At 64.1% G+C, this 22,835-nt stretch carries 25 protein-coding genes; 12 read left to right on the top strand and 13 right to left on the bottom strand.

The features are described from left to right. Nucleotides 1-12: 12 nt before the first annotated feature. The 3 genes from ACSHT2_RS24645 to ACSHT2_RS24655 all read right to left on the bottom strand — a co-directional run bounded on the left by ACSHT2_RS24645 (nt 13) and on the right by ACSHT2_RS24655 (nt 4,273). Nucleotides 13-816, bottom strand: a complete 804-nt coding sequence (locus tag ACSHT2_RS24645; RefSeq protein WP_440637102.1) for a WecB/TagA/CpsF family glycosyltransferase — start codon at nt 814-816, stop codon at nt 13-15. Next, nucleotides 809-3,181, bottom strand: coding sequence for an exopolysaccharide transport family protein (locus tag ACSHT2_RS24650; protein WP_440637103.1), 2,373 nt, complete (start codon nt 3,179-3,181; stop codon nt 809-811). Before ACSHT2_RS24650 ends, ACSHT2_RS24645 begins: the two co-directional genes overlap by 8 nt. A 291-nt stretch (nt 3,182-3,472) precedes the next feature. Then, nucleotides 3,473-4,273: a class I SAM-dependent methyltransferase gene (locus tag ACSHT2_RS24655; protein WP_440637104.1), complete on the bottom strand. Its 801-nt coding sequence runs from the start codon at nt 4,271-4,273 to the stop codon at nt 3,473-3,475. 386 nt (nt 4,274-4,659) lie between these two features. On the opposite strand from ACSHT2_RS24655, the gene ACSHT2_RS24660 reads away from it, so the two are divergent. After that, nucleotides 4,660-5,688, top strand: coding sequence for a glycosyltransferase family 2 protein (locus ACSHT2_RS24660; protein WP_440637105.1), 1,029 nt, complete (start codon nt 4,660-4,662; stop codon nt 5,686-5,688). Nucleotides 5,689-5,703: 15 nt separating this feature from the next. Here ACSHT2_RS24660 and ACSHT2_RS24665 read toward each other — a convergent pair whose 3' ends face one another. Beyond that, nucleotides 5,704-6,690: a glycosyltransferase gene (locus ACSHT2_RS24665; RefSeq protein WP_440637106.1), complete on the bottom strand. Its 987-nt coding sequence runs from the start codon at nt 6,688-6,690 to the stop codon at nt 5,704-5,706. 314 nt (nt 6,691-7,004) lie between these two features. Here ACSHT2_RS24665 and ACSHT2_RS24670 point away from each other — a divergent pair, with 314 nt between their 5' ends. Then, nucleotides 7,005-8,357, top strand: coding sequence for an O-antigen ligase family protein (locus tag ACSHT2_RS24670; protein WP_440637108.1), 1,353 nt, complete (start codon nt 7,005-7,007; stop codon nt 8,355-8,357). A gap of 121 nt (nt 8,358-8,478) precedes the next feature. Beyond that, the gene (locus tag ACSHT2_RS24675; protein ID WP_440637109.1) at nt 8,479-9,624 is read left to right on the top strand and encodes a GNAT family N-acetyltransferase; all 1,146 of its coding nucleotides are present in this window, start codon (nt 8,479-8,481) and stop codon (nt 9,622-9,624) included. Between the two features lie 406 nt (nt 9,625-10,030). Here ACSHT2_RS24675 and wrbA read toward each other — a convergent pair whose 3' ends face one another. Next, a complete protein-coding gene (gene wrbA / locus ACSHT2_RS24680) occupies nt 10,031-10,630 on the bottom strand; it encodes an NAD(P)H:quinone oxidoreductase (RefSeq protein WP_440637111.1) in 600 nt (199 codons plus the stop codon). Nucleotides 10,631-10,767: 137 nt separating this feature from the next. Beyond that, nucleotides 10,768-11,466, bottom strand: coding sequence for a pirin family protein (locus ACSHT2_RS24685; protein WP_440637113.1), 699 nt, complete (start codon nt 11,464-11,466; stop codon nt 10,768-10,770). A 169-nt stretch (nt 11,467-11,635) separates the two neighbouring features. On the opposite strand from ACSHT2_RS24685, the gene ACSHT2_RS24690 reads away from it, so the two are divergent. Next, nucleotides 11,636-12,580: a LysR family transcriptional regulator gene (locus ACSHT2_RS24690; protein ID WP_440637114.1), complete on the top strand. Its 945-nt coding sequence runs from the start codon at nt 11,636-11,638 to the stop codon at nt 12,578-12,580. Here the strand turns inward: ACSHT2_RS24690 and ACSHT2_RS24695 are convergent. Beyond that, nucleotides 12,577-12,834: a hypothetical protein gene (locus tag ACSHT2_RS24695; protein WP_199752229.1), complete on the bottom strand. Its 258-nt coding sequence runs from the start codon at nt 12,832-12,834 to the stop codon at nt 12,577-12,579. The two genes, ACSHT2_RS24690 and ACSHT2_RS24695, sit on opposite strands and share 4 nt — an antisense overlap. A gap of 84 nt (nt 12,835-12,918) precedes the next feature. Between ACSHT2_RS24695 and ACSHT2_RS24700 the strand changes: the two genes are divergently transcribed. Next, nucleotides 12,919-13,320: a tripartite tricarboxylate transporter substrate-binding protein gene (locus ACSHT2_RS24700; protein ID WP_440637116.1), complete on the top strand. Its 402-nt coding sequence runs from the start codon at nt 12,919-12,921 to the stop codon at nt 13,318-13,320. Between the two features lie 94 nt (nt 13,321-13,414). Then, entirely contained in the window at nt 13,415-13,765 is a 351-nt protein-coding gene (locus ACSHT2_RS24705) for a hypothetical protein (protein ID WP_440637118.1), read from the top strand. 106 nt (nt 13,766-13,871) lie between these two features. Here ACSHT2_RS24705 and ACSHT2_RS24710 read toward each other — a convergent pair whose 3' ends face one another. Genes ACSHT2_RS24710 through ACSHT2_RS24720 form a run of 3 tightly spaced genes read right to left on the bottom strand, consistent with a single transcriptional unit; the run spans nt 13,872 to nt 15,529 of the window. Further along, nucleotides 13,872-14,339, bottom strand: coding sequence for a YbaK/EbsC family protein (locus ACSHT2_RS24710; protein WP_440637120.1), 468 nt, complete (start codon nt 14,337-14,339; stop codon nt 13,872-13,874). A gap of 41 nt (nt 14,340-14,380) precedes the next feature. Further along, nucleotides 14,381-15,112 carry a haloacid dehalogenase type II gene (locus ACSHT2_RS24715; RefSeq protein WP_440637121.1) on the bottom strand — a complete coding sequence of 244 codons (732 nt, stop codon included), beginning with the start codon at nt 15,110-15,112 and terminating at the stop codon, nt 14,381-14,383. 57 nt (nt 15,113-15,169) lie between these two features. After that, the gene (locus tag ACSHT2_RS24720) at nt 15,170-15,529 is read right to left on the bottom strand and encodes a winged helix-turn-helix transcriptional regulator (protein ID WP_440642921.1); all 360 of its coding nucleotides are present in this window, start codon (nt 15,527-15,529) and stop codon (nt 15,170-15,172) included. Nucleotides 15,530-15,689: 160 nt separating this feature from the next. Here ACSHT2_RS24720 and ACSHT2_RS24725 point away from each other — a divergent pair, with 160 nt between their 5' ends. Beyond that, nucleotides 15,690-16,424: an SDR family NAD(P)-dependent oxidoreductase gene (locus ACSHT2_RS24725; protein ID WP_440637123.1), complete on the top strand. Its 735-nt coding sequence runs from the start codon at nt 15,690-15,692 to the stop codon at nt 16,422-16,424. Nucleotides 16,425-16,568: 144 nt separating this feature from the next. Here ACSHT2_RS24725 and ACSHT2_RS24730 read toward each other — a convergent pair whose 3' ends face one another. Continuing rightward, nucleotides 16,569-17,453, bottom strand: coding sequence for an amidohydrolase family protein (locus ACSHT2_RS24730; protein WP_440637125.1), 885 nt, complete (start codon nt 17,451-17,453; stop codon nt 16,569-16,571). A gap of 305 nt (nt 17,454-17,758) precedes the next feature. On the opposite strand from ACSHT2_RS24730, the gene ykgO reads away from it, so the two are divergent. The 3 genes from ykgO (at nt 17,759) to ACSHT2_RS24745 (ending at nt 19,057) form a co-directional block, all read left to right on the top strand. After that, nucleotides 17,759-17,884, top strand: coding sequence for a type B 50S ribosomal protein L36 (gene ykgO / locus ACSHT2_RS24735; RefSeq protein WP_006611362.1), 126 nt, complete (start codon nt 17,759-17,761; stop codon nt 17,882-17,884). Nucleotides 17,885-17,990: 106 nt separating this feature from the next. Further along, nucleotides 17,991-18,623 carry a tetratricopeptide repeat protein gene (locus ACSHT2_RS24740; protein WP_440637127.1) on the top strand — a complete coding sequence of 211 codons (633 nt, stop codon included), beginning with the start codon at nt 17,991-17,993 and terminating at the stop codon, nt 18,621-18,623. A 173-nt stretch (nt 18,624-18,796) separates the two neighbouring features. After that, nucleotides 18,797-19,057, top strand: a complete 261-nt coding sequence (locus ACSHT2_RS24745; RefSeq protein WP_440637128.1) for a hypothetical protein — start codon at nt 18,797-18,799, stop codon at nt 19,055-19,057. A gap of 12 nt (nt 19,058-19,069) precedes the next feature. Here ACSHT2_RS24745 and ACSHT2_RS24750 read toward each other — a convergent pair whose 3' ends face one another. Continuing rightward, nucleotides 19,070-19,252 (bottom strand): hypothetical protein, encoded by a 183-nt coding sequence (locus ACSHT2_RS24750; protein ID WP_028180446.1) that lies wholly within the window; start codon nt 19,250-19,252, stop codon nt 19,070-19,072. A gap of 320 nt (nt 19,253-19,572) precedes the next feature. Here ACSHT2_RS24750 and ACSHT2_RS24755 point away from each other — a divergent pair, with 320 nt between their 5' ends. Next, the gene (locus ACSHT2_RS24755; RefSeq protein ID WP_440637130.1) at nt 19,573-20,529 is read left to right on the top strand and encodes an alpha/beta fold hydrolase; all 957 of its coding nucleotides are present in this window, start codon (nt 19,573-19,575) and stop codon (nt 20,527-20,529) included. A 118-nt stretch (nt 20,530-20,647) separates the two neighbouring features. Here the strand turns inward: ACSHT2_RS24755 and cycA are convergent, their stop codons facing one another. Then, nucleotides 20,648-21,043, bottom strand: a complete 396-nt coding sequence (gene cycA / locus ACSHT2_RS24760) for a cytochrome c-550 CycA (RefSeq protein ID WP_440637131.1) — start codon at nt 21,041-21,043, stop codon at nt 20,648-20,650. A 259-nt stretch (nt 21,044-21,302) separates the two neighbouring features. On the opposite strand from cycA, the gene ACSHT2_RS24765 reads away from it, so the two are divergent. Next, the gene (locus ACSHT2_RS24765; protein WP_440637133.1) at nt 21,303-22,796 is read left to right on the top strand and encodes an FAD-linked oxidase C-terminal domain-containing protein; all 1,494 of its coding nucleotides are present in this window, start codon (nt 21,303-21,305) and stop codon (nt 22,794-22,796) included. The last annotated feature ends 39 nt before the right edge of the window (nt 22,797-22,835 follow it).

The raw sequence follows: 22,835 nt of genomic DNA on the forward strand, positions 1-22,835 counted from the left end.
TCTGCTCTTCTTCTAGCGGATGGGACGGTTGCGGCTGAGGAGAAGATAGAGCGCGCGGGGGTTGGTGGTCAAATAGCGCCAGAGCAGACGGCGTGGCTCGAGCAAGGTGCGCCAGGCCCATTCGAGTCCGATCTTCTGCATCCATTGCGGAGCGCGGGAACGGCTCCCGGACAAAAAGTTGAACAGGCCGCCGGATGTCTTGATGACGCCAACATTGGTCAGATGCGCCGTAAACTCCTTCACGAATGCCTGCTCGTTGGGCACGCCGAGCGCGACCCACAGATAGTCCGGCGCCAGGGCGTTGATCTCCTCGACCTTCGCACGCAGCGCCTCGCCTCGCAGATAGCCGTGGCTGCGCCCGACGATCTTGAGGCGTGGATACATCTTCTGGACGTTCTCGACCGCAGCAGCGTTCTCGGCCTCGCTTGCGCCGAACATATAGAACGTGCGGCCGATCGCTTCCGCCTTGCGCGCGACGATGTGGAACAGGTCCGTGGTCGCAACGCGCTCCGGCAGCGGGAACCAGGATTGAAGCTTCGAGGCCGCGACCAGCGGCTGACCGTCGGCGTTGATCAGGTCGGCGGCGCGGAACAGGCGCTCCGTCTGCGGTTCGGTCGAGCAGCGCGCCAGCACCTCGCCATTGGCCGAGGTCAGGAACAGCGGCCGGCCGATGCGACTATCAGGATCGGTCGCCTCGATCATGAAATCGGCGGTGGCTTCCAGGTCGAGCGCGGCCATACGAAGCCCGCCGACCGTGATTCTCGGCACGTCGGCAGTCGCTGCCCGTCCGTCGAGGTTGACGCGGCGCTCAAGCATATTGTCTGCCTCGCTGGCGCGTTTGGATTGCTGGGGTGAGCTCCTCGAGCACGACGCCGACGAGCTTGCGCTCGGCGGGGCCGAGCGCAGCCAGGATCTCTTCCAGGCTGTCGTTGACGTCGAGGCTGGTCGGCAGAACGGCCACCAGCGAATCGGTGTCGTCGAGCAGCTTGCAGTCGCCGGCCGACAGCGGCATCGCCGGGCCGTCGAGGATCACGAGATCATAGCCGCCGGCGGAACGGGCCTGCGCAATCGCCTTGCGGATCGCGGCGGCAGCCTTGCCGGCATCGCCTTCCGCGGCCGGCAGTACGGAGATGCCGTTGACCGTCTTGATCTCGCGTGCGTCCTTGTTGCCGATCGAGAGCCATCCGAGCCTGCTCGGTTCGCTCTTGCTGGGACGGATGAGCTTGTTCGAGAGCGAGCGTGCCCGATGGTCGGCATCGATCATCAGCACGCGGGCGCCGTCGCGCGCAGCCGCCAGCGCGAAATTCAGCGTGGTCACGCTACGCCCGGTGGTCTCGCCGGCACCGACGAGCGCGATGACCGGCATCGCCTTGCCGCCGGCGCGACGGGCTACCGCCGCGCGCATGTCGCGCCAGGCGTTGAGCAGTGTCGTCAGGGGAAAACCGGGGCGGAGCGTTGGCCAGCCCAGCCGTGTGAGGTCGACGCCGCCGCCCGTAGCGAGTATGGCGCCGAGCGTGTGGATGACGTCGGCTTCCTGGAAGCGTGCGATCAGCGGCTTTTCGATCAGGGGCTGCTCGACCATTGAAGGCTGCAGCGGGGGCGCGGCAAGTTCCGGCGGAACCTGTTCGACTTCCGGAATTCGCGAGGCCGGCTGAGGCGGCGAAGCCTCTGGAGGGGGCGCGCGCTGCGGAGCTCGCATGGCATCCGGCGCCGGCGTGCGCTGTGGACGCGCGGGCGTCGGCGCTGGTGCGGTCGCGCCGGTGAACAGGATCTCGACCGCGACGAACCAGCTTGAGGCCGCGATCGCCCCGAAGATGAAGCCGATCATGGCGAACAAGCTCATCGCGGGCGGGAACGAGCGCCGCTGGGGCACCGTCGCCTCGCCGATGACGCGGGCAGCCGAAGTGTTCAGGCTCTCCTGCTCCTCGGTCTCGCGCGAGCGCTTGAGAAAGGATTGATAGACGTCGCGGCTGGCATCGACCTCGCGTTCGAGCTCGCGCAGGCGCACGCCGGCCTGGCTCAGCTGGACGCTCTGCCGCTTCTGCGCTTCCAGCGCCCGGTTGAGGGAAGCTTCAAAATCGCGGGCACGCGTCAAATCGTTCTTGGCGGACTGGGCGAAGCGGTCGATCTCTTCGTTGATGGTACGCTTGAGGTCCTCGACCTGTTTCTCGGTCTGGCGCAGCGCCGGATGTCGCGGCCCGAGCTCGCCGGCCTGCTCCGCATATTTCTTGCGGGCGTCGGCATATTGCGCGCGCAGATTCGCGATCGTCGGCGATTGCAGCGCCTCGGGGATCGCACCTGCATCCGTGGCCGCGCGCCGGCTCGCCTCGATCTGATCGAGCCGTGCCTGCGCATCCATCGTCGCCGCACGGGCCGCGGAAAGCCGCTGGTTGCTGGTGGAGAGTTGCTGGTCGCTGATCAGCGCATCCTGGGTGCCGACGAAATTGTTCTGGGCCTTGTAGGTGGCAAGCGCAGTCTCGGCGTTGCGCAGCCGCTCGCGCAGCTCCTTCAGGCGGCTGGAGAGATCGTTGGTGGCGCGCCGTGCCGCCGATGCCTGCGAGTTGCGGGATTCGGCGAGGTAGGCATTGGTCAGCGTGTTGGCCAGCATCGCCGCTTTCGCGGGATCCGTCGACCAGACCTCGATGTCGACGATGAAGCTCTTCTCGGTCTTGCGGACGGTGATGTGCTTGTTCAATGCGTCGAGCGCAGCAAGTTGCACTTCGTTCTTCTCCGCGGCGGAAGGTGCGCGGGGGTGCAGGCCGATCAGCCCGAGCAGCGACGACATCAGGCTCGTGCCGCCCCCGCCGCCGAATTCCGGATCCTTGTCGAGACCTGCCTGCTGGATCACCTGGAGCAACACGCTGTTGGAGGTGATCAGGCGCGCCTGGCTCTCCACCACCATGGACATGCCGGAGACGTCCTGGGCACGGGGCGTGAGCTCGCGGTCGACGAGTTGAAGCTCGCGCGGGTCGACATAGAGCTGAGCGGTGGCGGTGTAGCGCGGCGTTACGCTCTTGCCGACGACGACTGCGAGCGTCGCACCAAGCAGGGCGGCCGCGGCGATCGCGACCTTTCGCCGCCAGAGCAGATTGGCGAGCTCGAGCACGTTGAAGCCGGCCTGAGGCTTCCGTTGCGAGGCCTCCGGTCCGGTCCGATCGATCGGCTGGTTATAGTCAAGCATGATCCCCAGCTTTCATTCCAACTGCCGCGGGCTGAGGGGCTACTCTTCGCTTTACGCTACGCACCCGGGATATGGGTGCCCAATCAACGCAACAGGGAAAATTAACCATACTCACTGAGGGACTATTCACCGAAATGGCAAACAAAGCGTTTAAGCGCATGCCGCCCATCGGCGCGTCCTTGTGAAGCTCGCGATACCGGAGTCTTCCAGGGATTAACGATTCGTTACCGCGCGCAGCGTGGCCGCGAGCCGTCGCTCGTCCAGTGATGGGCCGGGCAGGCGTCACGGTGGTCAGCTCTTCCGCAGGATGACGTGATAGTCGCCGCGACGGACGTCGGTGCCGCGGGGGAGCACGGCGTTCAGCACCGCGGCGCCGGCGTCGACCAGGGCCGCGAACAACGGCTTGCGCCGGCGCATCTCGGGATAGCGCGGACTCTCGACCTCACGACGATAGATCATCTCGAGGCCGTTGGCGGTCGCGAATGCTTCCAGCCGGGGCAGCGTCACCAGCGGATGGAAGAACGTCGGGAACGGTGGTTCGCCGGGCAGGCCGGCATCCTTGATGCCGCGGATGTGCCGGTAGAACCAGACGTGAAACCAGTGCGGCGAATATTTGGTGACGACACCGGAGAGCGAGCGCGGATTGGGCGCGCCGATCAGGATCATCCCGCCGCGCTTGAGCGCGTCACGGAAGTTCAGGAGCGCGGCATCGACGTTCGGCAGATGCTCGATCACGTTGTAGCAGATCACGAGATCGAAGGTGTCGCGCCCGAAGCGGTAGGTCTGGACGTCGCCGAGGATCGCCTCGTCGGCGTAGGTGTTGTTGCGGACCTGTTCCTCGTCGATGTCGACGACGGTGACCTTGCTGCGGCTCAGCAATTCCGGTGGCAGAACGCTGCACGAGCCGCCGCCGGCCTCATAGATGGCGAGCCGGTCCCGCGGCAGCTCGCGGCACAGCACGTCATGGACGGCGAGCAGGCTGTCGCGGGCTTCGCCGGGGACCAGATCGTGCAGCGCCTGGGTGGGTGGTGTGGACGCGGAGACATTGATTGCCGTGGCTGTCGCGAAGTCGATCGTGGCTGGCTTGTTCATGATTTTCTGACCGCGCTTGTTCTATTCAATTTTACAGGAAAAGACTCGCTCGCCCGAAGAGCAAATCCGATGCCGCGCCGTCTCACTGATCGCAGTGCTTACGGTCGGGTTAATGCGTATAGGCGTTAACTACGGCATTGTTCATGTTGAGACCTTGTCGGCACACTGGACCGCGAATTGCACTAGCACGCATGCGAGGTTCTGCGGCAGAAACACGCGAAGGCGGTTAAGTGCATAGCGTTGTGCCAGGATGGCTGGAGATCGCCGTGCGCGGACCGTTCATTTTGGCACGCATCTGTCCCGCGGCGACGTGCCATCGCGGGACGAGGTCGATCCGCGCGATCGAAGCAGGGCTTTTTCAATACATCTCGGACATCTAGAACGTCATGACATTGATCCCGACAGACCTGTCCGCCACACGCATCTCGGATGCCGTGCGCGATCCCAACCGGGAGATCGCGGCGAGCTCCGGCGTCATCGACCTGTCGGTTGGCATCGTCGTCTGCATCCCCTGCTTCCGCCGTCCGCAGCACCTGCGGCTGACGCTGGAATCGCTGGCGAACCAGCGCACCCCGCGTTCCTTCGCCGTCGTCATGGTCGAGAACGATGCCATCCGGCGCGAAAGCGCGCCGGTTGCTGCAGAGTTTCTGGCAGCAGGACGGCTCCAGGGCGTTTGCCTCATCGAGAAGCGGCAGGGGAACTGCCAGGCGATCAATGCTGCATTCGAGACGGCGCAGGGGCTGTTTCCCGCCGCGACTCGTTTCCTGATGATCGACGACGACGAGATCGCTTCGCCCGACTGGCTCGAACTGATGGTCCGCACTGCGGAGGCGACCGGTGCCGACGTGGTAGGTGGGCCGGTGCTGCCGGTCTTCGACGACGACAGCAAGCCCTGGCTTTCGCGTCATCCGGCCTTCTGTCCCGCCTACGACTACAGCGGCGCGGTGCCGCTGATCTACGGGTGCGGCAATTGTCTGATCACGCGTGCCGCCTTCGAGCGGTTCGATCGTCCCGCGTTCGACCTGCGCTTCAATTTCCTCGGCGGCGGCGATTGTGATTTCTTCGTGCGGTGCCGTGACGCCGGCATGCTGTTCCACTGGACGGCGGACGCCGTCATCACCGAGACCGTGCCGCACAACCGCACCAGCCTGGGCTGGATCGCAAAGCGCGGCCTGCGCATCGGTGCGATCAACTATCGTGTGCAGTACAAGGCCGCGCAGAACACGGCGGCGCGTGCGCGGGTGTTCGCGCAGATGCTTGGGCGGGTGCCGCTGTCGCTGGTTCGCGCCGCAGCCTTGCAGAGGTCGTCGAAGGCAGTCGTCGCGATGCATCCCGTGATGGTTGCGCTTGGCGCCGCCCTGGCAGCCTTCGGCCTCGAGCCGAAGCCTTATGAAGCCTCGAAGATCGCGTCTTGAGGATGCGGCGACGGGCTAGATGCCGAAACGGGCGAGAGTGACCCTGATTGCGGCGCGTGCCAGCGATCTGAGCGACCGCCGGCCGATCATCGCGAGATAGGCGAAGGCTTCGCGATATCTGCCGAAGCGAACCGCCTGCATCGCCGAATAGGTGACGAGATGAATCTCGGCAGCCCGGCGCAGCCCGCTTGCCGCGCCAACGGGGAGCCTCGCCAGGATCAGCCCGTCATCGAAAACCCGCGCGACCGCCGGCAGGAAATCCTGCGGGGTACACACCGCCGCGTTCATCGTGTTGGCCGTATGCAGGCGATAGTCAAGCAGAAGCTTCGGCGCGAATTCGAACTCGCCGATCGCTGCAAGGCGGCACCAGCAATGCCAGTCCTCGCAATATCTGAGCGAGACGTCGAAACCGCCGACGGCGCGGAAAGCGTTCGCACGGGTGAGCACGATGCCACCGTTGACGATGAAGTTCCCGGCCGCGAGCTGCGCCAGCACGTCGCCGGACGGCTTGCGGCGTCCCTTCAACAGGTCGCGCCGGCCGATCTGCCGTCCTTCGCTATCGATCGTGTTGTAGTCTCCGTAGACGAGAACAGCGCGCGGAGCACCGCGCGCCGCCGACAGGAGCGCCGCCACCGCGCCGGGACGCAAGCGGTCATCGGAATCGAGGAAGAGCAGCCACTCGCCGCTCGCATGCCGGGCGCCGAGATTGCGCGCCGCCGAGACACCCGCGGAATCGTTCTGCATCAGGCGCAACCGCGCGTCTCGCACGGCCCGGACGATCGCAACGGTTTCGTCGGTCGAGCCGTCGTCCACGACGATCACCTCGGTCACCTCGCGCTGCGCCAGAGCGCTGGCGAGCGTTTCGCCGACATAGGCTGCAGCGTTCTTGGCGGGAATGACGACGGACACCGACGTAGTCGAGCCGACCTGAAGCGGGAGGCGCGCTGGCGCCTCCGCGCGGGGGGCAGCTGGCAGTTCGAGAACGTCTTCAGCGATGCTCAAGCTACGGCTCGTCATTAATGATCTGTTAACCGAGACCTGTCGGCCGCGTTGGCAACGCTGACGATCGCAAGTCCGGCTGCCGGCGGATGATACTCGCTTTACGGTCAAGCCGTTGCCACGAAGGTCTGCGCGGCGCCGGTTTCGTGTATTAGCGTTAAGCCGGTGCCATCGAGCCGATGGCAGATCTGGAAGAGTGCGGCCGCAGTTCGGCTGCACCAGTGTCCGCCATCGTCGGGATGCTGGTTGACGGATGGTTAACGGGGGCGAGCTAGAACTTGGAGCTCCCCGCCCACCACTTGCTCATGGATTGCAGTTTGGACCGCAGCGCCGCAGACATGACTGAGATCGAGGCGAGATCGTTGGGCCATGTCCTGCGCGACGGCCTTGCGGGGCTCAATGCCTTGCAGGCGGCGCGCTGCCTCGTCGCGATCGGGGCGCTGCTGCTGGTGCTGGTGACGCTTGATCCGTTCCCCGACCTGCGCAACCCCGACGTCACCACCGTCGTCGGCGGACGAATGGCGCTGACCTATGTTTCCTGGGGCCTCCTGGCTGCGGTCGCCGTGCTGTGCGTCGCTGCTTCGGATGCGCCTGCACTGAAGAGCCTGCTGACGCCGCTTCATCTCTGCCTCGTGGGCTGGCTGGTGGTCAACATCGTCTTCTCCGAGAGCCGCGGCGTTTCGCTCCAGCGGTTCGTGCTCGCGGCCAGCGTGACGTCGCTCGCCGTCTTGCTGCCGTTGCTGCCGCCGACGCAGCGCAGCTTCAACCTTTGCCTGGGTATCGCCGCGCTCGTGCTGCTCGCGCTCTGCTATCTCGGTGTCGTCCTCGCGCCGCAATATTCGATCCACACGGCCCTCGACATCACCGAGCCGCAACTTGCCGGCGACTGGCGCGGCAGCTTTGGCCACAAGAACGTCGCCTCGCCCGTGATGACCATCCTTGTCTATGTCGGCATCTACCTGTCCGCCGTGGGCTCGTTCGTGATGGGGCCCGCGATCGCAGCGCTGGCCGGCATCTTCCTGATCTTCACCGGCGGCAAGACGTCCTCGGTGCTGTGCTTGGCGATCTACGCGCTCGCCTCGCTGGTCTATGTCACGCCAGGCCTGTGGCTGAAGCGGATCATCTGCTTCGTGCCGCTGATCGCGATGAACCTGTTGACCGTCGGCAGCGTCATGAGCCCGGCGCTCGGCGGCATGACGCGGCTGCTTCCGCTCGATCCTACCTTCACCGGCCGCTCCGCGATCTGGGAGTTCGCGCTCGCGGCCGTCGCGGAGAAGCCGATCATCGGCCACGGCTATGCGGCGTTCTGGGACGACGTGACGGCACGTCAGACCGCGCAAGGTGCCGAATGGGCAACCACCGCGGCCCACAGCCACAACAGCTATCTCGACCTCGCGGTCACAATCGGCCTGCCGGGCCTGCTGCTGGTCGTTCTCGTCTTTGTGCTCGCACCGCTCAACAACTTTCAGACGGCGCAGGCTCGCAGCCGCAGTGGCGCACTGGCCAAGCTGTTCCTCACCGTATGGTTGTTCGGCCTGTACTACGGAGCCACCGAGACGTTCCTGCTCGACCGGCAGAATCCGATCTGGTTCATGTTCGCTCTCGCCGTGGCCGGCCTGCACTTCCTGGCAAGGTTCCAATGCGTCGAGCAGAGAGAGCCGAGACGCTGACAGCTTGTCGCAGTCAGGCCGGTCCAGGTGACGCCGGCTTAACGATAAGCGGCGACGTTGCTTGTGGACCACAGCAAAACATAATTTATCTGGAAACATTCAGGAATCGTACGCCAAGCGGATGACGTTTCTCAGCGTCGAGCAACTAGACGGCCAGGTGTCCAGCACGTCGGGAATCGCAATCGATTTCGTGCGTGACTGGCGGCACGTGGCCTCGCGCATGAGCGCCGGGCTCCGCACCGCGTTCCAGCATGTCTACTGGCTCGACGCCTGGTACGAGTCGTTTCAGGACGTCGCCCCGCTGATCGCCGTGATCTCCGATGTCGCCACTGGCAAGGACATCGCGATTGTGCCGATGATCAGCCATATCAGGCGCGGCATCCGCATCGTCGAGTTCGCAGACCTCGGCGTCTCCGACAACAATGCGCCGATCCTGGCGCTCGATACCGCGCTGGACGCGGGGGCGACGGATGCGATCAACAAAGCGTTGATCGACGCGTTGCGCGCGCTGCCCGACTGCTTCGATCTGCTCCGCCTGAGGAAGATGCCGGCGCAGGTCGGAGACAAGCCCAATCCGCTGGTGTCGCTTGGGCGGATCGGATCCTCCTCGCTCAATGGCAATCTCGTGCTGATGGGCGGTGACTATCGCGATTACCAGGCCTCGATCAAGCGCCTGCAGATGCCGCGCTGCTGGCGGGTCTTCAGCCGTCATGCCGGCGCGCGATTCGAGATCGCCGCGGATGTCGCGCGTGCGCATGAACTGCTGGACGTGATGGATGTCCAGCAGCAGGCGCGCATGCAAAAGCTCGGCTCGCCCTTCGTCCTCAACGATGAGACCCATGCGCGGTTCTATCGCGAGGTCGTCCGCCGGGGCGTCGCGGAAGGTTATGCCATGGTCTCGGCGCTGGTGTGCGACGAGGGCATCGTCGCCACCGCGCTCGGCGTCAGGCACGGCGCGACCTATGTCCTGCTGCGCATCAGTCACGCCAGCGATTCATGGTCGAGCTGCTCGCCGGGTCTGCTCGTCACCGAGCGCACCATGGCCGCGCTGCATGCGCAGGGCCTGCGCCGTTTCGACCTCAGCATCGGCAATCAGGACTACAAGCGGCGCCTCGGCGCCGAGAGGGTGCCGCTGACCGATGTCAGCGTTGCGCTGTCCTGGCGCGGTTTGCCCTACGCATGGCGCGATCATGCCGCGCAGGGCCTGCGCCGCTATCCGAAGCTCGCCGCCCTCGCGGCGCGGGCGATGGGCAAGGGAGTGCGATAAAAAGTGCCGCAGGGTGCCGCGTTCTTGTCGTCCGAACAGGCTTCACGATCCCGTGCAATTGGCGCAGCGAAGCCGGCCGCGCGAGGCGCGGAATAGGCTGCGACAATACCAGCGGCGCGCAAGCACCTGTGCGGGTTTGCGGATCATCTGTGCGATCAACAAGAGTTCGAAGGCCATTCGTATCGTTCTTGGTCGAATATCCTGGAGCAGGATCCGGAAAAGTGCAGCGGCTTTCCCGCGCGACAGACGCGGAACGCGTTTGCGCGGAGATCATGCTCAAACAACAACGCAAAACGCGATGACGATTCGTCCTGATCTCATCGCGCTTTAGCCGCAGATGGGGCGGCAATCCCGAATGAGAATGCCGCCCACGTCGTATCAGCCATGCAAGGCTGAAACGCGTAGCTCAGCCGTGCAGCTTCTTCGCGGTTTCCGCGATCTGGCGTCCCTGATAGCGAGCGCCGGCGAGCTCGTTGCTGCTGGGCTGGCGGCTGCCGTCGCCGCCGGTGATGGTGGTCGCGCCGTAGGGTGCGCCGCCGGTGACCTCGTCGAGCTTCATCTGGCCGGCGAAGCCGTAATTCATGCCGACCACGACCATGCCGAAATGCAGCAGGTTGGTGATGATCGAGAACAGCGTGGTCTCCTGGCCGCCGTGCTGGGTCGCGGTGGAGGTGAAGGCGCCGCCGACCTTGCCGTGCAGTGCGCCCTTGGCCCAGAGCCCACCGGCCTGGTCGAGGAAGTTCGCCATCTGCGAGGCCATCCGGCCGAAGCGGGTGCCGGTGCCGACGATGATCGCGTCGTAATTGGCGAGATCCTCGATCCTGGCGACCGGCGCGGCCTGGTCGAGCTTGTAGTGCGAGGCCTTCGCGACCTCGGCCGGCACCAGCTCCGGCACGCGCTTGACGTCGACGGTGGCGCCGGCTTCGCGCGCGCCTTCGGCGACGGCATTGGCCATGGCTTCGATATGGCCATAGGCGGAATAATAGAGGACGAGAACTTTGGTCATGGTGGTCTCCGTTGGGCGGGTTTGACGGCTGGTTATTGGGGGACGTCATGCCCGGGCTCGTCCCGGGCATCCACGTTCTTGTTCGACGCGGATCGGCGTGGATGGCCGGGACAAGCCCGGCCATGACGAAGAGATAGTTAGGCCGCGTCGACGAGCACGAGCTCGGAGTCTTCGAGCGCCGTGATCTTCAGCTTGGCCTCGTCGCGGATCGCGGCGCCGTCGCGGGCATTGACGCGTACGCCGTTGATCTCGACGGAACCCGCCGCAGGCACGAGGTAGAGGTGCCGCGACTGCTGCGGTTCGTACGCGGCGCTCTCGCCGGCCTTCAGCGTGGTGGCGAGCACCCGCGCATCGGCGCGGATCGGCAGTGCGTCCGCATCGTCCCCGAAGCCGCTCGCAATGGTGACGAGCTTGCCGGAGCGGTCCGCCTTCGGGAACGGTTTGGAGCCCCAGGTCGGCTGGCCGCCTCGCGCGGTCGGCTCGATCCAGATCTGGAAGATCCGCGTCCTGGTCGGCTCGAGATTGTACTCGGAGTGGCGGATGCCGCTGCCGGCGCTCATCACCTGCACGTCGCCCGCTTCAGTCCGGCCCTCGTTGCCGAGGCTGTCCTGATGGGTGATTGCGCCCTCGCGCACATAGGTGATGATTTCCATGTTGGCGTGGGGATGGGCGGGAAAGCCGGTGTTCGGTGCGATCTCGTCGTCATTCCACACCCGCAAGGCGCCGTGGCCCATGTTGTTCGGGTCATAGTGGCTGGCGAAGGAGAAATGATGCTTGGCCTTGAGCCAGCCGTGATCGGCGCCGCCGAGCTTTGCGAAAGGTCTGAGTTCGATCATCTGTGCAATTCCCTGACGTGAATGAGCCGCGGTTCCGATCAGCGCGAACCCGCCATCGACATCGAGTCCTGAATTTCTGATGACCCTTGGATAAGCCTGTCTATGTGGTATAGAAATAGAAACTGTTGAAACTCATTGTTTCCTTATCCGTCCTCGTGAGGCCGCGCCCATGGCAAAACTCCCCGATTTCGAGGCGCTCGCGATCTTCGCAAAAGTCGTGGAATTGCGGTCGTTTGCGGGGGCTGCGGGCGAGCTCGCGATGTCCAAGGCGACGGTTTCGAAGGCAGTGACCCGGCTGGAGGAGCGGCTCGGCGCGCGGCTGTTCAACCGCACCTCGCGCCGGCTCGCGTTGACCGATGCCGGGCACAAGCTCGCCGACCGCGCGACGCGGTTGCTGGCCGACGGCGAGGCGGCGGAGAACGAGGCATTGGCGCAATCGGTCGCGCCGCGCGGGCTGGTGCGGCTCGCCGTCCCCATGACATTCGGCATCAAGGCCGTGGCGCCGCTGCTGCCGGAGTTCTTCGAAGCCTATCCGGAAGTCTCGGTCGATCTGCATTTGAGCGATGCGACCATCGACCTGATCGGCGAGGGTTTCGACATGGCGGTGCGGATCGCGCGGCTGCCGGACTCTTCGCTGATCGCGCGGCGGCTCTTCACCATGCCGCGCTACACGGTCGCCGCGCCGTCGTATCTGAAACGCCACGGCAGGCCGACGCATCCGATGCATCTCGCCCAGCACAAGTGCTTCAGCTACGCCTATCTCTCGACGCCCAACATCTGGCACTACACCAATTCCGCCGGTGAGCAGGCCAGCGTACGCCCGGGAGGACAACTTCGCGTCAACAACGGCGAAGCCGTGATGCCGGCACTGATCGCCGGCCTCGGCATCGCCGAGCTGCCTGAATTCATCGTCGGCGAAGCCATTGCCTCCGGCGAGGTCGAAGTCATCCTGAAGGACTGGACGCAGGCCGAAGGCGCCGTGCACCTGGTGACGCCGCCCGGCGGCCCCCGTCCCGCGCGCGTCGAAGCGCTCGGCGATTTCCTGGCGGCGGAGCTGCCCAGCATCTGCAAGCGGCGGTCGAAGAAGGGTGCCATCTCGCGTAATCCCGACTAAGACACCTCCACGCCATCGCTTGCGACAATTCGCAAGTTCGGCCTCAGCGTCTCCTCCAGCTGCATCTTCAACTCGTGAACGCGCGGATCGCTCGAGCGTGCTGCGCAGGCGGCGTATTGATGGACGGATTGCGCCAGTGCGCGCCGCGCGTCCGGCGTTCGCGTCACGTCCGGTCTTGAAAGCCGCAACACGATTGCGGCAAGATTGACCAGCATCTCGTCCAGAGCGACGTCGATGGTTCCAGGATTGCGCATCACTCTCTCCCTGGGAGTGCAACAGCGGGTCCGGACATGCGTTCCCGGCCCCGGACCGGACATGGCTAACGCATCGTAAACGTCTTGTTCTTGCCGCTTGGCAGGTTAGGCTATCAACGCAGCAAAGAAAATCAGGGGAAGGCACCGAAGCCGCAGGTCGACGACGGCAAGCTGCGCGTGCTCGGCAATTGCGGCGCGCATCGCATCGTGAGCGTCCCCGACGTGCCGACCTTCCGGGAGCTCGGCTACAAGGATGTCGAGATGGACATCCGGGCGGCTGTTCGCGCAGAGCGCCCTGCCGGCACGATAGCGGCCCGTCTGCGCGAGGCAATGGCGCAGGTGATGACGAGTCCTGATGTCCTCAAGGCGTTCGAAACCTCGGGCAGTCTCGTTGCCTATCAGGACGCGCCGGCCTTCTCGCAGTTCATTGCTGCCGACAGCTCGCGTCTGATCGCGGCGGTGAAGAAGATCGGTAAGGTGGAATAGGTTCCTTCAGTCCTTTCACATTTTTTTGTTGGTCCAGATCCGGCTCTCGCCTCATTGATTGAAGAGATTTGTCGGATTCGAGAAGGACCGAGACATGCGAGCAGAGCGGATTGCGCTGGGTGTGGCGCTTGCGGTTGGCGGCATCGTCGCGCAGGGCGCAGCATTCGCCGAAGAATACCGCGGCACGATGGAACAGCAGATGGCTTGCACGCCCGATGTGTGGCGTCTGTGCAGCGACCAGATTCCCGATGTGAATCGCATCACGGCTTGTTTGCAGCAGAACACACCGCAGCTCTCAAGCGGCTGCCGCGCAGTGTTCCAGTCCAACAACCAGATGCCGCAACAACAGCCGGTGCCGCGCAATCGCGTCGATACGCCACCGCGTTACAACGCGGCGCCGCCACCTCCGCCCGCACAGCCGCAGCCTTACGACGAGGATGACTAGCCGCTCGGAAGCATGATCCGGAAAAGTGCGCGGCGATTCTCCGAAGGGATTGTGCTCAAACAACGAGCTCAAGCGCGATGACGATTCGTCCTCATCTCATCGCGATTTAGGGGCGGTGCTCACAGACATCGACCCATTCGGCGGCGACCAGCTCGGCCAGCCGATCAGGCGTGATCCGCACCGCGCTGTGGGTCGAGCCTGCGGCCGGAACCACGACATCGAACGCCTTCAGCGAGACATCGCAATAGATCGGCAGCGGCGATTTCAGGCCGAAGGGGCAGACGCCGCCGACCTCGTGCCCTGTGATGTCGGCGACTTCCTCCAGACCCAGCATCTTCGGCTTGCCGCCGAACTGCGCCTTCACCTTCTTGTTGTCCATGCGCGAGGTGCCGGCGGCGACGATCAGGATCACGCGATCGCCGATCCGTAACGACAGCGTCTTGGCGATCCGTCCCGGCTCGACACCATAGGCTTCGGCCGCCAGCGCCACGGTCGCGGAGCTGATTGGGGATTCGATGACGGAGATATCGGGGGCTTTTTCGGCGAAGAAGGCGCGAACGGATTCCAGGCTCATTCCGGGCAGCTCATTGCAATCTCACAGGCGGGCGGCGACCCTTACGCGATTCTTGGCAGCTCGGAGAGTGAGCGGACGCGGTGGTCCGGCGCAAAACCAAGCTCGTCCATCTGGGTGCGGATCGCCTTGAACATGGTGAGCGGTGCCACGAGTTCGTTCTCGACGCAAGCCAGCGCCATGGCTTCGGGCGTCACACGCTCTATCCAGGCAACGTTCAATCCGAACGATTTCGCACCAGCCACGTCCCAGGGATTGGATGAGACGAACAGTACCTCGTTCGGCGCGGTGCCGAGCACCTCGCCGATCAGCTCATAAGCCTGCGGGCTCGGCTTGAAAATCTTCTTCGCGTCGACGCTGATGGTGGCATCGAGCAGGGCATCGAGGCCCGAATTGCGCACGAGCGCATTGAGCATATCCGGGCTGCCGTTGGAAAGGATGGCGAGCTTGCGCGGCTTCAGTGCCGTGAGCGCTGCCGTCGCGTCCGGATAGAGATCGAGGTGCAGATATTTCTCGATCACACGCTCGAATGCGTCGCTCTCGTAAGCGAGCCCCAGTATTCGCAGCGTATAGGCGAGCGAGTCGCGGGTGACGACGGCAAAATCCTGGTAGCGCCGCATCAGCGAGCGCAGCCAGGTGTATTCGAGCTGCTTGATGCGCCAGACCTGCGTGATGATCTCGCCATAGCCCGGAAACGCATCCTCGGTGATATTGGCGACCGACTGGATGTCGTACAGCGTTCCGTAGGCGTCGAAGACGACGGCTTTCATGCTCATGACCCGCTCCCTTGGATCGTTGCAGGCGCGCGGACCAACTATACCGATGCGGACCGCTTACTGTCGTTTTGTATTCCAGGTCGCCCGCTCGGCGAAGACCTGGCTGACCTCCGCCATATGCTCCGTGCCCCAGGAGCAGAGCGGCACGAGGGCCTGGGCCAGGCTGCGGCCCAAAGGCGTGAGGCTATAGTCCACACGCGGCGGCACCTCCTTGTAGTCGGTCCGCTTCACGAGACCGTCAGCCTCCAGCTCCTTGAGCTGTTGGATCAGCACCTTGTCGCTGACGTCGCGCACGGCTCGCCGGAGCTCGCCGTAGCGGGTCGGGCCGTCCTGGGCGAGGAAGTACAGGATCAGCGGTTTCCATTTGCCCGAGATGACCCGCAAGGTCGCATCCAAGCCGCACGTGAAGCCGGGCAGATTCGGCGTGCAACGCGGGACGTCTGCTTGAGCCTGCGCCGGCGGGGAGATGAGGTCTGAACGATCTGACGACATTTTTCGGGCACTTACCAAAAGGTGCATACTTGTCAATAGGTGGGTACGCCGCCAGCTCAGTGCAACCTCAATGAAGGAGCACATCATGAGCAAACTACAAGGCAAGACGGCGGTGGTGACAGGCGGTGGAACCGGCATCGGGTTCGGAGCCGCCAAACGGTTCGTCGATGAGGGCGCGTTCGTCTACATCTTCGGGCGACGGCAGGAGCCGCTCGACGCTGCCCTCGCGCAGCTCGGGTCCTCGGCGCGCGCCGTAAGAGGCTCGGTCACGGATCCGTCCGACCTCGACCGGCTATACGCGACGGTCAAGGCCGAACGCGGCGGCGTCGACGTCCTATTCGCCAATGCCGGGACCGGAGCGTTTGCGCCGCTCGGCGAGATCACGCCCGAGCATTACGATCAGATTTTCGACGTCAATGTGAAAGGGCTGGTTTTCACGGTGCAGAAAGCTCTGCCGCTGATGCGGAAGGGATCGTCGATCATCCTGACCGGTTCGAGCACGGGCGTGATGGGGACGCCGCAATTCAGCATCTACAGCGCGACCAAGGCCGCGATCCGCAATCTGGCGCGCAGCTGGGCGCTGGACCTGCGCGGCACGGGCATCCGCGTCAATGTGCTGTCGCCGGGGCCGACCAAGACTGAGCTGGCGCTGGAGGTCGTGGGCGAGGAAGCATTTGATGCGCTCGGCAGCTCGACCCCCATCGGGCGCGTAGGCGACCCGAGCGAGACCGGGGCCGTGGCCGCGTTCCTGGCGTCCTCGGACAGCAGCTTCATGACCGGCGGCGAGGTCTTCGTCGATGGAGGCCTTGCGCAGGTCTGACGCCGCCGTCGTGAGGGCTTCGGTCCGCGGAATCGAAGCCCTCAATGCGCCGCGGCGAGTCGGTCGGTCGTTCGGGTTCACCTCTCCCTATGGGAGAGGTGAACTCGGCGCCCGGCATCAATTCAACCCAAACTCATGCCGCCATTAGATCCCCAGCAGCTTGCGCGCGTTGGCCTTCAAGACCTTCGGCCGGATCTCGTCGCGGATGTCGATCTTGGCAAAGTCCGACAGCCAGCGGTCCGGCGTGATCACCGGCCAGTCCGAGCCGAACAGCATCTTGTCCTGCAGGATCGAGTTGATGTAGCGCACCAGGATCGGCGGGAAATATTTCGGCGACCAGCCCGAGAGGTCGATATAGACGTTCGGCTTGTGGGTCGCGACCGACAGCGCCTCCTCCTGCCATGGGAAGGAGGGGTGGGCGAGGATGATCTTGAGGTCGGGGAAATCGGCCGCGACGTCGTCCATGTACATCGGGTTGGAATATTTCAGCCGCATGCCCATGCCGCCGGGCATGCCCGAGCCGACGCCGGTCTGGCCGGTGTGAAACAGCGCGATCGCCCCGCCATTGTTGATCTCTTCATAGAGCGGATAGGCCATGCGGTCGTTGGCGTAGAAGCCCTGCATGGTCGGGTGGAATTTGAAGCCGCGCACGCCGTATTCCTCGATCAGCTTGCGCGCCTCGCGTGCCCCTAGCTTGCCCTTGTGCGGGTCGATCGAGACGAAGGGGATGAGGACGTCCAGATGCTCGGAAGCGACCTCCAGCATCTCGTAATTGTTGTAGCGGCGGAAGCCGGTCTCGCGCTCGGCGTCGACAGGGAAGATCACGGCGGCGATGTTCTTGGAGCGGTAGTAGGCCGCGGTCTCCGGTACGGTCGGCGGGTGCTTGTTCGGCGACTTGAAGTAGTCGGCCATCTGCGCCTGGAAATCGTCATAGCCATCGTCGGGATGGCAGCCGCACGGCTCCTCGGCATGGGTGTGGATGTCGATGGCGACGACATCGTCGATGTTCGGCAGCTTCAGTTTCGGCATGGGTTTCCTCCCGACGGGTTGCCGAATTGATTATATGATATAACGAAATTGGCAAGGCGCTGCCGCAGGTTATCGGTCGGGCAGATCGGGCCGATCCGGCCGTTTCTACTGTGCATGGGGTTGTTTTCACGATTTTGCTGGCCCGGAACGGGGCGGTTAACATTGACATCACCGCCCGCCATGCCTTAAGAACCGCCCCGTCCCGGGCGGTCGGTCCGCCAGCGGGAAAAATCTCATTTTGCCACATTCGCGCGTGCCGAAACGGTAGTGCCGAACACGGCCTTTCGAACGTTCAGGATTCTGCCATGAAGGTCCGTAACTCGCTGAAATCGCTGCGCGGTCGCCATCGCGCCAACCGCCTGGTCCGCCGCAAGGGCCGGGTTTATGTGATCAACAAGGTGCAGCGCCGCTTCAAGGCGCGGCAGGGCTGATCTCGCCCGGCCGGACGCCTTCGCGCGCCCCGCAAGACCACTGCTCACATGAGTTTGACGCCGCCTTTGCTTTGCAAGGGCGGCTTTGCGCGTTTAGACTTTCATCATGGCAGTGAGATTCCCCTTCGCGCGCACCTTGTGTCTGGCCCTTGCGCTTGTAGCCGCCGGCTTGGCTCCAGCCCTGGCGCAGCAGGTTGAGCCGCCCGGCAAGCAGAAGAAGCTGCCCGAAGCGCCGGCCAAGCTGCCCAAGGTCGATCGCAGCAAGAATCTCGATTTCTTGTTCGGCGCGCTGAAGGCCGCTCCCGACGAGGTCAGCGCCAAGCATGTCGAGGCGCGGATCTGGGCGATCTGGCTCCAGACCCCGAGCGACACCGCGGCGCTTCTGATGTCGCGCGCCAAGACCGCCGTCGATGCGAAAAAGATCGATGTCGCGATCAAGCTGCTGGATTCGGTCATCAAGCTCAGGCCCGACTACATCGAGGCCTGGAACCGGCGGGCGACGCTCTATTACATGCAGAACGACTATCGCCGCTCTCTCGCGGATATCCAGCAAGTGCTGATCCGGGAGCCGCGCCATTTCGGCGCGCTCGCCGGGCTCGGCATGATCATGCAGGAGGTCGGCGACGAGAAGCGCGCGCTTGATGCCTATCGCAAGGCGCTCGCCGTCAATCCGCACCTCGAAAAGATACCCGATCAAGTCAAGGCGCTGACCGAGAAAGTCGAAGGTCGCGACATCTAGGGCATGAGCCGCAAAGGGTCTGCAGCGGTCGATCGTGCTCAAGCCAATAGGGACAAGTTGATCAATTGCCGAGCGGTTGCGGCGTGTCCGGATTAACCACGATCCGAAGCGGGGCGTCGCTAGGGCTATTGCGGGACCTGCTGCAGGCCTACCTGCATGGCAGGAGCACAGCCATGAAGCGTTTGGTAGTCGCAGCCATATTGCTGCTCGCGTCGGGGGCACCGAGCTTCGCCGACGGACTGTTCTGGGTGGTTGGCAACCGCGCCACCGGAAAATGCAACATCGTGACCAGCAATCCCGTGATCATCGGCGATATCTGGTTCGGCGACGGTCCCTACAAGTCCATGGCCGATGCCAAGCTTGCCCGGTCGACGATCCGCGCCTGTCCCGCAGTCACGCCCGAGGAGGAGAAAGCGGAAGGCGGTACGAACTAGACTAGCCTGCGCTCAATGCAGGACGCTGCTGCCGCGCTCGACGAGGCCGCGGTCGGCGGCCGCGGCGTAAGCCTTTGCAAGCTCGGTCTCGAGATGCTCGTTGATCAGGAGCAGCGCCCGCACGGCACCGCGCAGGTCGCCGTTGCAGCTCGCGACGATTTCGTCGATCGCAGTGTCGTTCGATCTGAAGCTCATTGAAACTTCTCCGGTTCAAACCAGGACAAATTCTGCCGGTCTTTCCCGCATCGTCCGAGGTTGCGAGGAGGATCGGCCCACCAGCGTCTAGATGGCGGAACCGACCATGGCGATTATATGGAAGTGGCGATGACGGTTGCATGAAGCTGTTTCGGGGCTTGCGAAGCTCTTCTAATGTTGTTGATTTTGTTGAGTTTTTTTCGTCCTGCAATTATGCACATATCCACAGCCCCGGTGTTCTCCGCGGAAAGCCGACGGCGAAACTGTTGCCCGATCAGACCCGTAACTGCCCTGTGCCCAGGATCACCCGGATTCTCCCCATGATCGTGATGTCAGTCGTGACGGCGCTGGTTCTGCTGGCACTGGTCACGCAGGCGGGAATCGTCGCCGTGCAACACACCTTTCCACCGCAGGGCCGGATGGTCGAGGTCGACGGCGCGACCCTTCATGTCGTCGACATCGGCCCACGCGATTCGGGTCTTCCGATCGTGATGCTGCACGGCGCGAGCTCCAATCTCGAAGCGATGCGGCGGCCGCTCGGCGACATCCTCGCCGGGGACCGCCGGGTGATTCTGATCGACCGCCCCGGCCATGGCTGGAGCCCCCGTGCGCGGCGGCAAGATTCGACGCCGCAAATCCAGGCGCGGATGATCGATGAGGCGCTTCATAAGCTCGGGATCGATCGCGCGGTTTTCGTGGTGCACTCCTGGAGCGGCGCCCTCGGCGCGCGGATCGCGCTCGATCATCCGCACCGCGTTGCCGGTCTCGTCATGCTCGCGCCCGTCACTCATCCCTGGCGCGGCGGCGTCGGCCGCTACAACGAGATCATTGCAACGCCCGTGATCGGCCCGCTGCTCGCCTACACCATCACGCTGCCGCTCGGCTACGCCCTCGCCGAATCCGGCGCGCGCAACGTCTTCCTGCCGCAGATCATGCCGGACGGCTTCGTCAAGGACTCCGCGACGCCGCTGCTGCTGCGGCCGCGCGAGTTCATCGCCAACGCCCATGATCTGGTGACGCTGAAGGAAGCGGTGGCCGCGCAAGTTGCGCGCTATGGCGAGATTTCCGTGCCGGTCACGATCATCGCCGGAGAGCCCGACAAGACTGTGAAGACCGACATCCACGCACGCCCTTTTGCCGCGACCGTGCGGAATGCGAAGCTGATCGTGCTGCCCGATCTCGGCCACATGGTGCAGAACGCCGTGCCGGATCTCGTGAAGGCGGAGATCGAGACGATGATCGGCAGGATTGTCCCGGCGCAGGCGGCCGCCGATTGAAGCGTTTTCGAGCGAAGTGGATACCGGGTCGCGTGAAGAAAACGCGTCAAAACAAGAAGCTGGAGCTTCGGTTCTGATTCAATCGGAACCGAAGCTCTGGCGGCCGTCTTTTGCGGGTCTACTGCTTGGTCTTCCCGTCCTTGTCGTATTGAGCAAGGAAGGCCCAGAGATTGTTGATCTCGGTCTCGTTCTTGATGCCGGCGAACGCCATCTTGGTGCCGGGGATCTTGGCCTTGGGATCCTTGATGTATTCCTTGAACGTGGCCTCGTCCCAGGTGATGCCGGAATTCTTGTTCGCGTCCGAATAATTGTAGCCCGGCGCGGTTCCCGATTTGCGGCCGTTGAGGCCATTGAGCTCGGGGCCGACCTTGTTCTTGGCGCCTTCGCCGATCGCGTGACAGGCCAGGCATTTGTTGAACGACGTCTTGCCGGCCGCTACATCCTGCGCCATCGCGGCGGGTGCGGTGGCAATCACGGTGAGGATCGTCAGTGCGCCAAAAGTCAGTTTTGTCATCGGGTGCTCTTCGTCTCTTCCCTGGTTGGTCTGGTCAGTCTCTTGCCTGTCGACAATCGCCGGCCCGCCGCTTTTGGCAGGCCTGATCGCCTTGGACAAGCCATCAAACCATGACAGGTTTCACGATTTCCTACTTGTCCCAGAGCGAAGTCGCGGAACATCGTCGATCCGACTTTCGGATGGCCTACCCAAACAGGCGCGGACGTGATTGATTTGCCGCGACAAATTGATCGTGGGTTACGAGCCGGAAGGATATGTCATGGCCATCATGATGCCTGCGAGCGACCAGGCGGTGCTCGCGCGCCGCGCGGAGATCATTGCTGCGTTGCGGGCAATCGTGCCCGGCGAGGGCGTGATCGACAGCGCCGCCGAGATGCGGGCGTATGAATCCGACGGGCTGACCGCCTACCGGCAGCCGCCGATGGTCGTGGTGCTGCCCGATACGACGGAGCAGGTCTCGCTCGTCCTGAAATATTGTGCTGCACAAGGCATCAAGGTGGTGCCGCGCGGCTCCGGCACCTCGCTGTCCGGCGGCGCGCTGCCGCTCGAAGACGGCGTGCTGCTGGGGCTCGGCAAGTTCAAGCGCATTCGCGAGATCGATTTCGACAACCGCGTCGTCGTCACCGAGCCCGGCGTCACCAACCTTGCGATCAGCCAGGCGGTCGCGCATGCCGGCTTCTACTACGCGCCCGATCCGTCTTCCCAGATCGCCTGCTCGATCGGCGGCAATGTCGCGGAGAATTCCGGCGGGGTGCATTGCCTGAAATACGGCATGACCACCAACAATGTGCTCGGTTGCGAGATCGTGCTGATGAGCGGCGAGATCCTCCGCATCGGCGGCAAGTCGGCGGAAAATTCCGGCTACGACCTGATGGGCGTCATCACCGGGTCCGAAGGCCTGCTCGGCGTCATCACCGAGATCACGGTGCGCATCCTGCAAAAGCCGGAGACGGCGCGCGCGCTGATGGTCGGTTTCGCAGAGGTCGAGGCGGCCGGCGAATGCGTGGCGCGCATCATCGGCGCGGGCATCATTCCCGGTGGCATGGAGATGATGGACAAGCCTGCGATCCACGCCGCCGAAGCCTTCGTCCATGCCGGCTATCCCCTCGACGTCGAAGCGCTCCTCATCATCGAGCTCGACGGTCCCAAGATCGAGGTCGATGAGCTGATCACGCGTGTCGAAACGATCGCGAATGCTTGCGGCTCCACCAGCTGCCAGATCTCGACCTCGGAGGCCGAGCGCAATCTGTTCTGGGCCGGCCGCAAGGCCGCGTTTCCGGCCGTCGGCCGCATCTCGCCCGACTATCTCTGCATGGACGGCACGATCCCGCGCGGCGCGCTGCCGAAGGCGCTCGCCCGCATCCGCGAGCTCTCGGAAAAATACCAGCTCGGCTGCGCCAACGTGTTCCACGCCGGCGATGGCAATCTGCATCCGCTGATCCTCTACGATGCCAACAAGCCCGGCGAGATCGAGCGCGCCGAAGCCTTCGGCGCCGACATCCTGCGCGCCTGCGTCGAGTTCGGCGGCGTGCTCACCGGCGAGCACGGCGTCGGCATCGAGAAGCGCGATCTGATGCCGGAGATGTTCAGCGAGATCGACCTCAACCAGCAGCAGCGGCTGAAATGCGCCTTCGACGCACAGGGCCTGCTCAATCCCGGAAAGGTGTTTCCGACCCTGCACCGCTGCGCCGAGCTCGGCCGCATGCATGTGCATGCCGGCAAGCTGGCGTTCCCGGATTTGCCGCGGTTCTAGCGACGCGATGAACGAATTGCTTTCCCCTGTAAACTTCGA

The organism is Bradyrhizobium sp. PUT101, assembly GCF_052043945.1.
Taxonomy (GTDB): domain Bacteria; phylum Pseudomonadota; class Alphaproteobacteria; order Rhizobiales; family Xanthobacteraceae; genus Bradyrhizobium.